Here is a 13,399-nt window from a genome sequence, read left to right on the forward strand (position 1 = left end):
TATAAAATCCCTCGGTTGAGGGATTTTTGCTATAACAATAACATGCAGTGATTTTACTGTAGATTCATCAAGGTTGAAATTGCGTGAAATTTGCTTATTGGGCAAGTGCATTACTGCTGAGTCAGAGTGTATTGGCTCAGGTTCAGACCACCGCTTATATTGCGATTCATACGCGCCCTTTATATAGCAATGCGTTCAGCATGCCATACGCGAACCCGAATGCGCCCAAAGGGGGTTATTTAATTCGTCCCAGTAATGGCACGTTCGATAACTTGAACAGCATGAATGGCAAGGGTACCGAAACCGATGGCGTCAATTATCTGTTTGATAGTTTGATGTCCAATTCGCTAGATGAACCTGCGGTGATGTATCCCTTGCTGGCCGAGAAAGTGACTTTTGATCCTGAAAAAACGCATTTTGTGATTTTTCATTTGAACCCGAAAGCACGTTTTAGTAATGGACAGCCTGTCACGGCACAGGATGTAAAGTTCAGCTTTGATACATTTCAACACAAGTCTAATCCTGGGTTGCAAATGTATTTGGCAGATTTGGCGAAAACAGAAGTGTTGTCCAGATATCAGGTGAAATGCACTTTTAAATCACCGAATAATCCTGAAATGCCCTCGATATTGGCAAGTTTGCCGATCTATTCACAGGCAGACTGGCAGCATAAGGATTTCACCCGCGTGACGATGCTGCCGATTTTAGGCTCGGGGCCTTATAGCATTGCGCAGATCGATCCAGGGCGCAGCATTACATATAAACGTAATCCCAATTACTGGGCAAAAGATTTGCCTGTGAATCGTGGGCGTTATAACTTTGACCAGCTCAAATATATTTACTACCGTAATCTGGATATTGCTTTTGAAGGCTTTAAGTCAGGGCAATATACCTTGCACGAAGAATTTACGGCACGTAAATGGGTCACTCAATATAATTTTCCCGCCTTCCAGTCGGGTATGGTCGTGAAATACCGTTTTCAGCACCATAACCCGATTACCGCGCAAAGTTTTATGCTGAATGCCCGTCGTACACCACTCAATGACATTCGCTTTCGACAGGCACTGACGTATGCGTATGATTTTGAATGGCAGAATAAAGCTCTGTTTTACGGTCAGTATCAACGCTTGCAGAGTTACTTTGCCAACAGTGAACTGGAAGCAACAGGGAAGCCGACGGCTGCCGAGCTTGCAATTTTGAAGCCGTGGTTATCTAAATTTGATCCGATTATGCGACAAGGTGTTCTAGTTAACTGGAAGTATTCGGTGTCAGATGCCAGTGGCTTTAACCGTAATAATTTACTGGTCGCACGGCAAATGTTGCTTCAGGCAGGTTATAGGGTTAAAAATCAGCAATTACTAGACTTGAAAGGTCAACCGATTCGTCTGGAATTTCTGATTCATCAGGATGGTTTACAACGTACCTTAATGCCATTTGTGCGTAACCTAAAAAAACTGGGAATTACGGTCAGCATACGTCAGGTCGATGTTCCGCAGTATCTGGAACGGATGCGCCGTTATGACTATGATCTGACTACAGGTGGAATTCCACAAAGCCTGACGCCTGGTAATGAACAGTCTCAAATGTGGGGCAGCGCGGCAGCAGACCAGATTGGCAATTATAATTATTCAGGGATTAAAAACCCTGCGATTGATGCTGTGATTCGAAATATGCAGCAAGCTCCCAATCGTCAGCAACTGGTGCTGTATACACATGTGCTCGATCGGTTGTTGCGTGCAGGTTATTATCAGATTCTGACTTATGGCAAAGGTGAAAACTGGTATGCCTACTGGAATATGTATCGTCAACCCGCAGTGAAACCAAAACTCTCATCGGGAATTGATTACTGGTGGACGGATGCCAAACAGGCACAAAAAGTCACAGCTTATCTACGTCAGCATTAAGAATAAGGAGATCGGATGGGCACGTATATTCTGAAACGGCTATTACTGATTATTCCTACGCTGTTGTGTATTTTGCTGATTAATTTTGTGGTGATCCAGATTGCCCCTGGTGGGCCTGTGGAGCAGGCAATTCAGCAAGCTGAAAGTTTTCAGGGAGTGAATAAAACTGTCGCGGGTACAGAAACCCTTGCCAGTGCCGATACACACTATCAGGGGGCGCGCGGTTTAAGCCCTGAAATGGTGGAGCAAATCAAGGCACAATACGGTTTTGATCAACCCGCGTATGTGCGTTTTCTGAAAATGCTGAAGGGGTATCTACGCTTTGACTTCGGTACCAGTTTCTTTAAAGACAAGCCTGTCACACAGTTGTTGTGGGAACGCATGCCAGTCACTGTTTCGCTGGGGCTATGGAGCACCTTGCTGATTTATCTGATTTCGATTCCCTTGGGTATTCAAAAAGCCAAACGTCATGGCATGCTGTTTGATAAAACTACATCATTGTTGCTGGCTGTTGGTTATGCTGTGCCGACCTTTGTTTTTGCAATTCTGCTGATTGTATTTTTTGCTGGTGGCAGTTATTGGCAATGGTTTCCGCTACAAGGGCTGGTGTCAGATAATTTTGCTCAGCTGAGCCTGATGGACAAAATTCAGGATTATTTTTGGCATATGGCACTGCCGCTACTGACGATGGTGCTGGGTGGCTTTGCCAGTCTGACCTATTTAACCAAATATTCGTTTATGGAAGAAATGGGCAAGCAATATGTTTTGGCGGCACAAGCCAAAGGCTTGAGTGAAAATCGGGTGTTGTACGGACATATTTTTCGTAATGCCATGCTGATTGTGATTGCGAGTTTGCCTGAAGCTCTGGTGGGCATGTTTTTTGTTGGTAACTTCTTTATCGAAATTATTTTTAACCTCGATGGGATTGGATTACTGGGGTTCGAGGCAATTAGTCAGCGGGATTATCCTGTGATCTTTGGTACACTATTTTTATTTACCTTGCTGGGGTTGGTACTGCGTTTGGTCAGTGATGTGCTGTATCAGGTGATTGACCCTCGGATTAACTTTGATGCACGGGGGATGTAAGCATGTCACCAATGTTGCAGCAGGGTCTTCAACGCTTTCGGCAAAATCGGCTTGGCTTTTTTTGCCTGATCATTTTTTTAATTGTTTTTGTGCTGTCGAGCATGGCTGAGCTGATTGCCAACGACAAGCCTCTATTGGTGCGTTACCAGCAACATTTTTACTTTCCTGTCCTAAAAAGTTATCCCGAAACGACCTTTGGCGGTGTATTTGGAACTGAAGCTGATTATCGTGATCCAGCAGTACAGCAGATGATTAATACTCATGGCTGGCAAATCTGGCCAGTTGTGCATTATTCCTATCAAACGCCTAATCTGGAACTGGCTGTGCCTGTACCTTCACCACCCACCTTGGAAAACTGGCTGGGTACGGATGATCAGGGACGGGATGTATTTGCCCGACTGCTCTATGGGTTGCGCGTGTCTTTGCTGTTTGGTTTTGCACTGACCTTATTTTCGGCAATAGTGGGTATTTTGGTGGGGGCGATTCAGGGCTACTATGGTGGCTGGGTTGACCTGCTAGGGCAACGCATCCTTGAAGTCTGGGGTGGTTTGCCAATGCTGTTTATGGTCATGATTCTGGTCAGTATGTTTACCCCAAATGTGTACTGGTTATTTTTGATCATGTTAATTTTTGGCTGGACAACGCTGGTCGGTTTGGTTCGTGCTGAATTTTTACGCGCTCGGCATCTGGACTATGTGCGGGCAGCACGGTCACTGGGCGTACGGGATGGTCGGATTATTTTACGGCATATTTTACCCAATGCGCTCAGTTCAAGTTTGTCACAGTTACCGTTTATGCTGACAGCCAATATTACAGCCCTGACAGCACTGGACTTTTTAGGCTATGGCTTGCCTCCCGATGCAGCCTCGCTCGGAGAGTTATTGTTGCAAGGTAAAAATAATCTGAATGCGCCGTGGCTGGCTTTGTCGGGCTTTTTTAGTTTAGCATTGGTCTTATCGTTACTGATTTATATCGGGGAGGCAGCGCGTGATGCATTTGACCCAAGACGCAACTAAATCTCCGATTCTGACCATTGAGCAGTTATCAATTTGTAATGCTCAACAACAGCCGCTTTTGCAAGATTTCCATTTGACTTTACATGCAGGGCAAACAGTGGCATTGGTAGGAGAAAGTGGCTCAGGCAAGTCCATTAGTAGCTTGGCAATTCTAGGTTTGTTGCCTCACCATTTACAGGTCACAGGATCGATTCGGTTGCATGGGCATGATGTGCTGAATATGTCCCAAGCTCAGTTGCAGGGATTGCGTGGGCATAAGGTTGCCATGATTTTTCAAGAGCCGATGACTGCACTCAACCCGTTGCATCGGGTGGAAAAGCTGATTGGGGAAAGTTTGCTGTTGCAGGGCTTGAGTAAGCAACAAGTCCAGCAGCGCGTGATTCAGTTGCTTGAAGATGTCGGCATGCCCGAACCTGAAAAGAAGCTCAAACGCTATCCACATGAACTTTCGGGTGGTCAGCGGCAACGGGTCATGATTGCGATGGCACTGGCTTTAGAGCCTGAAATTTTGATTGCTGATGAACCAACAACAGCACTTGATGTCATGTTGCAGGCACAGGTGTTGCAATTGCTGAAACAGCTTCAGCAACAGCGCCATATGGCCATGATTCTAATTAGTCATGATCTGGCTTTGGTGAGACGTTACGCAGACGATATTGTGGTGCTGAATCGTGGCAAGATTGAAGAAGCAGGTTCAGTACAGCAAATTTTTGAATCACCTAAAACAGCCTATACCCAGCAATTGCTTGATCATGACTTTGGTCAGGCTTTAGTCGTGCAATCGAATCGGCCATTACTTGAGTTAAAACAGCTTGGTGTCCGTTTCCCAATAAAACAGGGCTTGCTGAATCGGGTGAAAGATTATGTAGTCGCAGTTGAACCACTGGATTTATATTTGGCTGAAGGTGAATCGATTGGCATTGTTGGAGAAAGTGGTTCAGGCAAAACCTCGCTGGCACTTGCAATTGCACGTTTGGTTGAGAGCGATGGGCAAATTGTGTTGTTGGGGCAAGACCTGAATCATTGTAATGAAAAGCAGTTGCGACCTTTACGTCGCAATTTTCAAATGGTGTTTCAAGACCCGTACAGCAGTTTAAATCCGCGTATGACAGTCGAACAACTGATTGCAGAAGGTGTAAGTTTGCTGAATTTATCTCAGGATCAAATCCAGCAACGTATAGAACAGACATTGGAGCAGGTTGAGCTGCCAATAGCATTTAAGTCGCGTTATCCACATCAGCTATCGGGTGGGCAGCGCCAGCGCGTGGCATTGGCACGTGCTCTGATTTTGCAGCCGAAACTGATTATTCTGGATGAACCAACTTCGGCACTGGATCGAACCACGCAAAAAGCTATTGTGCATTTGCTGCGCCAATTACAGCAACAGCTTGAATTAAGTTACCTGTTTATTAGCCATGATTTACAGATTGTTCGGGCACTGTGTCAGCAAGTTATGGTCTTGCATCATGCCAAAGTGGTGGAGCGGCAGGCAACGGAGCAATTATTTTTACAACCGCAGACCGAATATACTCGGCAATTGATTCAGGCGAGTCAGTATTGAAAATGCTTTATAAGATAAGTGTAGACTGAATAAATATCTCGAATATTGATAGAGGGCAAGTGTTGGCTTGAGAGGTTCAATGCTGTTTTTGATATCTCATTATAATTTTAGCTTGATGTCAGGTGTACATGTATAAGACTGAGGTTCTACACTGAATTTAAAATCATAGAAAATAAAGGAAAAATAAGATGATGATGATTTTTGGAATAATTATTGTAATGGTCTTGCTTTGGTTGGCTTTAGGCGCATTAAAAAAGCAAAATAATCAGCGAGAGCGCAATCCGATTAAAGGTAAACGCATTTTAACGATGAATGAGCAGCCTACATTTTTAAGGTTAAAAGAAGCATTGCCTGAAAACATTGTTTTGGCACAAGTTGCATTCAGTGCATTTATGACTGCAAAAGGATATGCAACGCGCAACTTGTTTAATCGAAAAATTGCTGATTTTGTAGTTTTAGATCAACATTTTAACATTGTTGCGATTGTTGAACTGGATGACTCAAGTCATCAAGGTAATGAAGCCAAAGACGAGAATCGAGATGCACTTATTGCAGAAGCTGGCTATGAAGTCATTCGATATAAGCGTACGCCTGATATTCAACAAATTAAAGCAGACTTCTCAAGACTTGCAAATCAATAATTTATAAAGAATTTCTTATATGGAAAATACACATGTCCTATAAAAGAAAAAGCCCAGTAAATGAATACTGGGCTTTTTCGAATTTGGCGTCCCTACGGGGATTCGAACCCCGGTTACCGCCGTGAAAGGGCGATGTCCTAGGCCTCTAGACGATAGGGACTTCTAGAGTATTCTGATATTAAGTGGCGTCCCTACGGGGATTCGAACCCCGGTTACCGCCGTGAAAGGGCGATGTCCTAGGCCTCTAGACGATAGGGACACATCAGAAGGTGCGCGTATAATAGGGGGGATTTAAAAGTATGTCAAACCTTTTTTCTGAAAAAATATGAAAAATAGTTATGAGTGAATAATAAATCATCTCTAAATGCTATTTTTATGATTTTAGAGCATTTTTTAGTCTGGAACAGGTGAAATAGCTACATATTAGGGAGCAGCATGTGCCTGAAATTGTGGCATGTCATATAGCAATTCTAAAATACGCCGAAGTACTAGAGGGTGCTGCAAATAACCTGTAATTTCATGAGGTTTATCCACAAATGTTGTAATCAGCTTATTGTCGATTTGTGGGTTAAGGTCAAACATCGGAGGGAGCATTGGAAACGTGGTCAAGTAGTCATCTTGAGAATAAAAATTGTGCCAGTCCCCACTGAGTACTTTTGGTCGTTGTACAGGATGAGATAAATGTTTTTGAATCACGTTGAATGGTAAAGGTGATGCCAAGGTAATAAAACGCTTGATCTCATAGTGAACAGACAGTTCATGCAATAAATTGTAAGCAATCACCGTCCCCAGTGAATGGGCAATCACAATATGCCGCTGGTTAGGTTCAAAACAGGTCAAAATGCGTTCATGTACCTGTTGCTTGAATTCTGGGTTATACCAATATAAATAGACCTCGCATAAAAAACGCTGAATTAACGATTCATGCAGGTCTGGAAAATGATTGAGTAACATCACCATTTCTTTAAGCATGTGGTCTTTGGCAAGTTGCGACAGCATAAAAAAACGGTTTTTGAGTGAGTAGGGGATGTCATCGTGCGGTAAAAGAGGAATCTCTTCGAGAGCCTGTTTAAGTGCATCGCTGCGTTGTTGGCGAATACGCGGTAGTCTGGCAAAGAAAGACCAGTTTGGGTGTAGGGTTTCCATATTGATAGCTTTGCGATGATTAAACACATCTAAAATATCGCCATAAAAGGGGAAAGCGAGATCAAGCTGATCGACATTGATGCTAGGTTCAATTTTATTCATGCCTGTATTGAACACGTTGAGCCAGTACTCCTGAAATGAGCATGCGTCAAAATTTTGCTGTTTAATGCCATGAATAAAAATTATTTTCATTAAATTAATCGTATTGTTTTAATAAACTGTTGTATTTGATTATAAAAACAATATAAAAAAAGTGTAGCAGAGCTACACTTTTACAATAAAACACAGTTGTCCTGTTAGCCTGTTAATTAGTCTTTGTCTCGGTATAAGAAGTAGTAACTTACATAACACAAAGCAATAAAAATCAGGCAACTATAGAAACCAGGCAGCATGGAACTGTCTTGCGTCATACTGATACAGGTAATCACACAAAACACAAAACCTAAAATAGGAGTCAGTGGAAACCATGGTGCGGCAAAACGCAAATCGGCAATAGTGTGTCCAGTCTTGTACCATTGACGGCGGAAGTTGAACTGGCAGACACAGATCGCTGTCCAGACAATCACCATAGTAAATGCAGCAACACCGAGCAAGTTTTTAAAGATGGTTTCTGGTGCAAACTGTTCTGACAATAACCCGGGAATAGCGCCAAACATGGTGACAATAATCGCGGTAATGGGTGTGCCGTGCTTGGTGAGTTTCGAGAACATCGCAGGTAGTTGGCGTTTGATCGATAACGCCCACATCATACGCGATGCCGCATATAAACCCGAGTTTGCAGCAGACAACAACGCGGTAATAATCACAAAGCGAATAATATCTTCAGCATATGGAATACCCATATAACTAAATACAGTCACAAATGGACTATTACTCACATGAGCTGCGTTTAAACCTGCTTGTTGATACGGTAGTAATGCACAGATCACTACAATCGTTCCGACAAAGAAAATCAGCAAACGCCAGATTGCAGCATTAATCGCTTTGGGAACATTATGTGCAGGGTCTGCCGTTTCACCCGCGGCAACCCCAATCAGTTCTGTTCCTGAGAAGGCAAAGTTGACAATCAGCATGGTGGCAAAAATTGGCATTAAACCTTTTGGAAACCAGCCTTGTGCCAGCAAATTGCTAAACAGCGGCGCTTGTGGCTCACCATGATAGGAAACGATCCCAAAAATTGCCAACAAACCCAGTAAAATAAAGCTAACCACGGTCACGACTTTCACCAAAGCCAGCCAGAATTCAGATTCAGCGAACATGCGGGTAGAGCTAATATTTAAAATAAAGATCAGTGCTGCAAAAATCGCAGTCCAGATCCACATGGAAACATGTGGAAACCATTCCTGCATGAGCAGTGCTGCGGCGGTAAATTCTGTACCGAGGGTGGCCGTCCAAGTGAGCCAGTACAGCCACGTAATCATATAGCCTGTTGCAGGTCCAATATATTTGTTGGCGTATTCACCAAAAGAACCTGAAACAGGCATATGTACAGCCAGTTCGCCTAAGCACAGCATCACCATATAGGCGATTATGCCGCCAAGAAAATAAGAAATAATGGCACCTACAGGCCCCGTTTGTGCAATGACTTCACCCGACCCTAAAAATAGGCCTGTGCCAATGGCACCGCCTAATGACAGCATAACAAGGTGTCGAGTACTCATAGCGCGTTTGAGTGGCGCAGAATTGCCCTGATGCGACGCATCATTCGGAGAGTGAGATGACTGCATGGGAAATGAGAAATACAAAAAATGAAGCGGGTTATTGTAGAGAAAACCATTAAATGTGCAATAGCCGTCTATTTTTTGTGAAATGCATAATATCTCAAGCGATTTATCAACATAAAAACCCTAGTTATTTGAACGAATGGATCAAAAATCAACATGATATAATAAAGATTTTTATTCATATTATTTTATATGTTCGCCATTTTATTCAGCTCTGTTTTGCCTATTGTTATGGCGCTGCTATTGGGGAGTGTAGCTGGAAAGGTTATGATTGCCCCGATCAAAACATTGGCAGTTGCAAGTATTGGTTATCTGGTCTGGGGCTTGTTGATGGTGATTGGCTATCAATTTGCAGATGTGCTGTTTCAGCCTGATATAGGATGGAAAGTGTTACGTGAAAGCTTTATTTACGCCAGTATTTTATCAGCCAGCAGCTTTTTATTATTACTTGCCCGACCAGTTGAACAACAGGACAATATAAACCCAAAACGTAATTTTCGTGGTTTACTCAAACCTTTGCAGGAATGCTGTATTGCTATGCTAATGGTGGGGCTCGGAATGCTGAGTTATTTGGTCTTGCCACATGATTTGCGCGCGGCACAATTTTCACATGCTTTGCTGCTGATTTTAATTGTATTGATTGGAATTGACCTATCTACAGTACGTTTAGCCCGTTTAACCAAACAGCAGATTTGGGTACCTTGTGCCATGCTATTGGCAATTTTTATGGCTGCTTATATTGCTCAATGGTTGTTGCCACATTCATTTACAACTCTGCTGACAGTTGCCAGTGGTTTTGGCTGGTTTAGCTTGTCGGGTTCATTGGTGACAAACTTATTGGGTAAGGAAATGGGGAGTTTTGCTTTATTGACTGATTTGATACGTGAATTTTACGGCATTGTGTTGTTATTTTTATGTGGGCGCAGCTTGCCTAGAAGCGTTATTGGTGTTTGTGGTGCAACCGCAATGGATTCAACCTTGCCATTTATTAAACAGAACTGTCGTAGCAGTGATGTACAGATGGCAATTTTTAGTGGTTTTATTTTAACGCTGCTTGCACCATTTTTAATTGTGCTGTTTGCGTCATTGTAATGATGGAATCATTGAATAGATGGCGTCCCTACGGGGATTCGAACCCCGGTTACCGCCGTGAAAGGGCGATGTCCTAGGCCTCTAGACGATAGGGACGTTTTGAGGATGGCGGTATCTTATTGATCCGCCAGGAAACTGTCAAGCAGGTGCGGTGACAGTTTGTTTAAAATATAGCAAAACAGTTCGGCAGTTTTCTGCGTATCGTATAAAGCAGAGTGTGCTTCTTTACCATCGAACTCAATGCCTGCCTGAATACACGACTTTGCCAATACCGTTTGCCCGAACATCAGAGCACTCAGTGTTACGGTGTCGAACACGGAAAAACTATGGAACGGATTTTGGTTTTTAGTCCCTGTACGGGCAACTGCTGCTTGTAAAAAACCCAAGTCAAAATGTGCATTGTGACCGACTAATACAGCATGGGTGCAGTGCTGAGCACGACGTACTTCAGTTAATGCCTTAAAAATCCGCTTGAGTGCTGACTTTTCATCTTCTGCCATTGCCACACGGAGTGGACTAAATGGATCAATGCCAATAAAGTCCAGCGAGCGACGGTCCAGATGTGCACCTTCAAACGGATTAATATGTGCGTGCAATGCTGTACCTGGTACAAACTCACCTTGTTCATTGTAAACAATCGGAATACAGGCAATTTCGAGTAAAGCATCGGTTTTGGCATTAAAGCCTGCAGTCTCAACATCAACGACTACAGGTAAAAAACCACGAAAGCGCTGACCCATTAAGGGTGCAGTAGAGTCGGTCACACTTTTCTCCAATGAATGGTTTTTCCAGCGTGAAGCGGAATAATTTTTTGATTTTCTAGATAGTCGAAACTTTCAGGAATCACTTGATCTTCTTTAACAAGGGTAATGGTACTGGTGTTACGTGGCAACCCATAAAAATCTGCACCAAAGAAGCTGGCAAAGCCTTCAAGACGCTCAATTTTGCCAACTTGGTCAAATGCTTGAGCATATAACTCAATTGCTGTTGGTGCACTGTAGCATCCTGCACAGCCACAGGCATTTTCTTTGGCATTTTGGGCATGTGGTGCGCTGTCTGTACCCAAGAAGAATTTTGGATTACCGCTGGTTGCCACTTCAAGCAAAGTTTTTTGGTGGCTTTGGCGTTTTAAAATTGGTAAACAGTAGAAATGTGGTTTGATACCACCAACCAGCATGTCATTACGGTTAAACAATAAATGCTGTGGCGTAATCGTTGCCGCAATATTGCGGTCTTGTTCAAGCACAAACTGAGCAGCATCACTGGTAGTAATATGTTCAAGTACGACTTTAAGTTCAGGGAACTGCTTTAAGATTGGCGAAAGAACTTCATCTAAAAAGCGTTTTTCACGATCAAAAATATCGACATGAGAATGAGTCACTTCACCATGCAGTAGCAGGGGAACCTGATGTTTTTCAAGTTGCTCAAGTACGGCATAGACTTTACGAATATCGCTTACACCATTGTCAGAGTTGGTGGTTGCACCCGCAGGATATAGCTTGATGGCATTGACATGTGCTGACTGCTTAATTTTAAGCACTTCGCTCGGTGGCGTATGATCCGTAAAATACAACACCATACGCGGGTCGAAGTGAATGCCTTCTGGTACATGTTGCAAAATACGTTCACGGTAGGCTTCGGCTTCTTCCACGGTCTTTACAGGTGGAACAAGGTTTGGCATACAAATCGCGCGGGCAAATTGCTTGGCTAAGTCAGGAACAGTGCGTTTTAGGGCTAAGCCATCACGCAGATGGGCGTGCCAATCATCTGGCTGGACAAGGGTTATCGTTTTCAAGAGATATTCAAGCTAAAAATAAAACAAATGATAATGCAATTTACTGCAGAATGGTAATTTTCAAGACAGAGAAATCTATGAAGAAAAGCATTATCTTGCTAAAAAGTATGCTAACTTTAAAGCTAACCTAAGCTGGTTTTCATTTCATTATGCTCAATAATCAAAACATAGTGACATTAAAATTACAAAAGCAATGTATTGAAACTGTTTTAGCCATGCATGAACAGCGGGCAGGTGCTTGTCTACCTGAACCATATGAAACCGAGTTTTGGGCGTATCATCAAAAAAAAGCTGCGAACGGGTTTCTAAATTTTTACAAACTTGGCGGCATAATCTATTTATTTTTTAGCATATTTATTATCTTTCGTAATTATTTCATTATCCCATTGATTTACCTACAACATGATTTTTGGCGTAGTGTAGTGAGTGTTCTGAATGGCGGAATCTGTTTGCTGGTTTTGGTGTCGGCTGCCCGTCACCCAAAAGCACACACGTATTTTCGTTATTTTGCATTGCTGGTTGTGGGTTGGGCAATTTTTCTGACGGCTGTTTTAACTTTATCTCAATATACATCATCACTTAGACAGCAATTTGTTTTTATTATTTTTATTTTTATTTTTGGTTACATCATGACAGGGGTCAAGCCTCTGCATATGTTTGTTGTAGGGCTGCTTGCCAGTGCTGCTATTTTTGCGATGTTTTTTTATTTGCATATTTCATTTGATTCTGTAGTTTCATTACGGGTATTTTTTGGTAGTAATCTGATTGGTTTTGCAATTACCAAGGTGATCAATCACCAAGAGCGCGGTAGTTTTTTAAAGACCAAATTAATTGAAGTCGATCAGGAAATTTTAAAAAATTATAATAACCAGTTGTTAAAGTTGAGTCAGTATGATGGCTTGACTAGCATTGCAAATCGTAGAAGTCTCGATGATGCGCTAGAGCGCTATTATGCATTGGCACAGGCTGAACATTGCCCGTTGGCGGTACTGTTTATCGATATCGATTATTTTAAGGCATATAATGATCATTACGGGCATTTGCAAGGTGATCAGGTTTTAAAATGCATTGCACAGGTGATTCAGCGTACGATTCGGCATCAAGATTTTGTCGCGCGTTACGGGGGAGAAGAATTTGTCGTGCTGCTACCAAACTCCGATGTAGATCAGGCGTATCTTGTGGCATCCAGAATTTCCAGAGCAGTCGATGAATTATCCATTCATCATGAAAAATCAGAGATTAACCAGTACATCACCATTAGTGTAGGGCTTGCAGTCTATACAGTTGAATATCCTGTTTCTGCAAATCAATTACTTTCTTTTGCTGATCAGGCATTGTATCGGGCGAAGGCTTGTGGTCGTCACCAAATTTGTCGGCATGTAATTTCAGATGAAGATCATAATATTGAGCCAAAACAAAAAGCCACCTAAATAT

General features: G+C 42.7%; 11 protein-coding genes and 3 tRNA genes. 7 read left to right on the top strand and 7 right to left on the bottom strand.

Going from position 1 to position 13,399, the window contains the following annotated elements; translation table 11 throughout:
- The first annotated feature begins 83 nt into the window (after nucleotides 1-83).
- The 5 genes from ACX1N5_RS00100 to ACX1N5_RS00120 all read left to right on the top strand — a co-directional run bounded on the left by ACX1N5_RS00100 (nucleotide 84) and on the right by ACX1N5_RS00120 (nucleotide 6,208).
- Nucleotides 84-1,904 carry an extracellular solute-binding protein gene (locus tag ACX1N5_RS00100; protein ID WP_458799896.1) on the top strand — a complete coding sequence of 607 codons (1,821 nt, stop codon included), beginning with the start codon at nucleotides 84-86 and terminating at the stop codon, nucleotides 1,902-1,904.
- A gap of 15 nt (nucleotides 1,905-1,919) precedes the next feature.
- Entirely contained in the window at nucleotides 1,920-2,990 is a 1,071-nt protein-coding gene (locus ACX1N5_RS00105) for a microcin C ABC transporter permease YejB (RefSeq protein WP_458799898.1), read from the top strand.
- A gap of 2 nt (nucleotides 2,991-2,992) precedes the next feature.
- Nucleotides 2,993-4,006 (top strand): ABC transporter permease, encoded by a 1,014-nt coding sequence (locus tag ACX1N5_RS00110; RefSeq protein WP_458799900.1) that lies wholly within the window; start codon nucleotides 2,993-2,995, stop codon nucleotides 4,004-4,006.
- Nucleotides 3,981-5,567 carry a dipeptide ABC transporter ATP-binding protein gene (locus ACX1N5_RS00115; RefSeq protein WP_458800257.1) on the top strand — a complete coding sequence of 529 codons (1,587 nt, stop codon included), beginning with the start codon at nucleotides 3,981-3,983 and terminating at the stop codon, nucleotides 5,565-5,567. The genes ACX1N5_RS00110 and ACX1N5_RS00115 overlap by 26 nt, the downstream gene beginning before the upstream one ends.
- A 218-nt stretch (nucleotides 5,568-5,785) precedes the next feature.
- Nucleotides 5,786-6,208, top strand: a complete 423-nt coding sequence (locus ACX1N5_RS00120; protein WP_416201883.1) for a DUF2726 domain-containing protein — start codon at nucleotides 5,786-5,788, stop codon at nucleotides 6,206-6,208.
- Nucleotides 6,209-6,292: 84 nt separating this feature from the next.
- Here the strand turns inward: ACX1N5_RS00120 and ACX1N5_RS00125 are convergent.
- The 4 genes from ACX1N5_RS00125 to ACX1N5_RS00140 form a co-directional block, all read right to left on the bottom strand.
- Nucleotides 6,293-6,368: transfer RNA gene (locus ACX1N5_RS00125), tRNA-Glu, on the bottom strand.
- Between the two features lie 23 nt (nucleotides 6,369-6,391).
- A tRNA-Glu gene (locus tag ACX1N5_RS00130) sits at nucleotides 6,392-6,467 on the bottom strand.
- Nucleotides 6,468-6,631: 164 nt separating this feature from the next.
- Nucleotides 6,632-7,546 carry a lipase family protein gene (locus ACX1N5_RS00135; RefSeq protein WP_458799902.1) on the bottom strand — a complete coding sequence of 305 codons (915 nt, stop codon included), beginning with the start codon at nucleotides 7,544-7,546 and terminating at the stop codon, nucleotides 6,632-6,634.
- 116 nt (nucleotides 7,547-7,662) lie between these two features.
- The gene (locus ACX1N5_RS00140) at nucleotides 7,663-9,081 is read right to left on the bottom strand and encodes an amino acid permease (RefSeq protein ID WP_458799904.1); all 1,419 of its coding nucleotides are present in this window, start codon (nucleotides 9,079-9,081) and stop codon (nucleotides 7,663-7,665) included.
- Nucleotides 9,082-9,345: 264 nt separating this feature from the next.
- On the opposite strand from ACX1N5_RS00140, the gene ACX1N5_RS00145 reads away from it, so the two are divergent.
- Nucleotides 9,346-10,170, top strand: a complete 825-nt coding sequence (locus ACX1N5_RS00145; RefSeq protein WP_458799906.1) for a LysO family transporter — start codon at nucleotides 9,346-9,348, stop codon at nucleotides 10,168-10,170.
- A gap of 20 nt (nucleotides 10,171-10,190) precedes the next feature.
- On the opposite strand, the gene ACX1N5_RS00150 is transcribed toward ACX1N5_RS00145, so the two are convergent.
- The 3 genes from ACX1N5_RS00150 to pyrC all read right to left on the bottom strand — a co-directional run bounded on the left by ACX1N5_RS00150 (nucleotide 10,191) and on the right by pyrC (nucleotide 11,965).
- Nucleotides 10,191-10,266: transfer RNA gene (locus ACX1N5_RS00150), tRNA-Glu, on the bottom strand.
- A gap of 20 nt (nucleotides 10,267-10,286) precedes the next feature.
- Nucleotides 10,287-10,946 (bottom strand): ribonuclease T, encoded by a 660-nt coding sequence (gene rnt, locus ACX1N5_RS00155; protein WP_131381141.1) that lies wholly within the window; start codon nucleotides 10,944-10,946, stop codon nucleotides 10,287-10,289.
- Nucleotides 10,931-11,965 (bottom strand): dihydroorotase, encoded by a 1,035-nt coding sequence (gene pyrC / locus ACX1N5_RS00160; protein WP_131381139.1) that lies wholly within the window; start codon nucleotides 11,963-11,965, stop codon nucleotides 10,931-10,933. The genes rnt and pyrC overlap by 16 nt, the downstream gene beginning before the upstream one ends.
- A 422-nt stretch (nucleotides 11,966-12,387) precedes the next feature.
- Between pyrC and ACX1N5_RS00165 the strand changes: the two genes are divergently transcribed.
- Complete coding sequence (locus ACX1N5_RS00165) at nucleotides 12,388-13,395, top strand: GGDEF domain-containing protein (protein ID WP_228259271.1); 1,008 nt, start codon at nucleotides 12,388-12,390, stop codon at nucleotides 13,393-13,395.
- Nucleotides 13,396-13,399: the final 4 nt, after the last annotated feature.

It is taken from the genome of Acinetobacter sp. ANC 4636, from assembly GCF_054454555.1.

Excerpts from the sequence above, each read along its gene's own strand:
- ACX1N5_RS00105 (WP_458799898.1), top strand. The coding sequence starts at position 1,920 with ATGGGCACGTATATTCTGAAACGGCTATTACTGATTATTCCTACGCTG.
- ACX1N5_RS00110 (WP_458799900.1), top strand. The coding sequence starts at position 2,993 with ATGTCACCAATGTTGCAGCAGGGTCTTCAACGCTTTCGGCAAAATCGG.
- ACX1N5_RS00115 (WP_458800257.1), top strand. The coding sequence starts at position 3,981 with ATGCATTTGACCCAAGACGCAACTAAATCTCCGATTCTGACCATTGAG.
- ACX1N5_RS00120 (WP_416201883.1), top strand. The coding sequence starts at position 5,786 with ATGGTCTTGCTTTGGTTGGCTTTAGGCGCATTAAAAAAGCAAAATAAT.
- ACX1N5_RS00135 (WP_458799902.1), bottom strand. The coding sequence starts at position 7,546 with ATGAAAATAATTTTTATTCATGGCATTAAACAGCAAAATTTTGACGCA.
- ACX1N5_RS00140 (WP_458799904.1), bottom strand. The coding sequence starts at position 9,081 with ATGCAGTCATCTCACTCTCCGAATGATGCGTCGCATCAGGGCAATTCT.
- ACX1N5_RS00145 (WP_458799906.1), top strand. The coding sequence starts at position 9,346 with ATGATTGCCCCGATCAAAACATTGGCAGTTGCAAGTATTGGTTATCTG.